The organism is Bradyrhizobium guangdongense (genome assembly GCF_006483445.1).
Classification (GTDB): Bacteria; Pseudomonadota; Alphaproteobacteria; order Rhizobiales; family Xanthobacteraceae; genus Bradyrhizobium; species Bradyrhizobium guangdongense_A.
The window spans coordinates 1-1467 of sequence record NZ_PPPT01000280.1; the positions used below are offsets into that span (position 1 = coordinate 1).

Below are 1467 nucleotides of genomic sequence, written 5' to 3' on the forward strand. Positions count from 1 at the left end.
GCGATGCGCCGCCGATAGATATTCTGAAACGTAGTCGCTGAGAGCAAAGACCTCTGGCACGTCTCGCCCCTTGGCGGCGATCGCGTGGGCCACCGCTTCTTCGACGAGCCGTTCCTTGGATCCGAACTGACTGTACAGGCTGCCATGGGTCATCCCGGCCGCCTCCGTCAGCGCGTCAACGCCCACGCCGGAGATGCCGCGCTCCCGCATGAGTCGGGAGGCGGCCGCGAGAATGCGGTCACGGTTCTTTGCAGCCTGTTCTTTTGAAACGCGCATGTCGCTCCTGTCAGGGGTCCTGGGTCACGGGGCTTGACAAATATAATTACGATCGTCATGTATATCAATCATTACGACCGTCATCAAACGGTTTCAGACCCGGCATTGGAGAAGCTCATGCACATGATCAAGCCGAAGATCGCGCTGGTGACCGGCGCCTCGTCCGGCATCGGCGAAGCCACGGCGGAGCGGCTCGCGAATGCCGGCTACAAGGTCTACGGCACCAGCCGACGGGGAGCCCAGGCAAGCAAGCGATCGTTCGAAATGCTGTCGCTTGACGTGACCAGCGATGACTCCGTGGACGCCGCCGTCGCCGAAACGATGCGGCGCGACGGCCGCGTCGATCTGCTCGTGAACAATGCCGGCTTCGGCGTTGCCCCTGCCGGGGCGGAAGAGAGCTCGATCGATCAGGCCCGAGCGATTTTCGAGACGAACTTCTTCGGACTGGTCCGAATGACGCGCGCCGTCGTGCCTCACATGCGACGCGAGGGGAGCGGCCGCATCATCAACATCGGCTCCGTACTCGGCTTTCTGCCGATGCCCTATGGCGCGCTCTATGCCGCAACCAAGCACGCCGTGGAAGGCTATTCGGAATCGCTCGACCATGAGCTGCGCACGAGGGGCATCCGGGTCTCGGTCGTCCAGCCCGCGTATACGAAGACGCCGTTCGACGCGAACTTCATGGAGCCAGATGCCAAGCTCGATGCCTATCGCGAGGCACGCGAGGGCGTGACCAGGAGAGTCAACGAGGTGATGGCAACGGCCGAACATCCCGGCGTCGTGGCGGACACCGTCCTGAAGGCCGCCAGCGCGGCGCACCCGAAAATCCGATACACAGCGGGCAAACTCGCGAACCGCCTGCGATTGCTTCGCCGATTTGCACCGGCCGGCCTGGTGGATGCCGGGATTCGGAAGGACCTGCGGCTTGACGCACGACCGACGGCGCAGCCCGCTCGCACCGCCCGAGCCTTCTGACTGCGTACAGCGGATCCAGGCGCCGCCGGCCGTACCTGGCGCGGCCAAGCCCCTTCGGACATAGGGAAAACATGAGAGCACTCGTCCTCAAACGTTATGCCAGATCGGACCAGCTCGCGTTCGCCGATATTCCACGGCCGGTCCCCAAACCGGACGAGATTCTCGTTCAGGTCCACGCGGCCGGCTTGAATCCCATCGACAACATGATTCCGAAGG

The 1467-nt window shown here is 63.3% G+C and carries 2 protein-coding genes; one reads left to right on the forward strand and one right to left on the reverse strand.

What is annotated here, in order from left to right:
* Nucleotides 1-276, reverse strand: a 276-nt coding sequence (locus C2U70_RS31660; RefSeq protein ID WP_140982556.1) for a TetR/AcrR family transcriptional regulator, incomplete at its 3' end; no start/stop codon positions are given.
* Nucleotides 277-393: 117 nt separating this feature from the next.
* Here C2U70_RS31660 and C2U70_RS31665 point away from each other — a divergent pair.
* Nucleotides 394-1251 carry an oxidoreductase gene (locus C2U70_RS31665; protein WP_140982557.1) on the forward strand — a complete coding sequence of 286 codons (858 nt, stop codon included), beginning with the start codon at nucleotides 394-396 and terminating at the stop codon, nucleotides 1249-1251.
* Nucleotides 1252-1467: the final 216 nt, after the last annotated feature.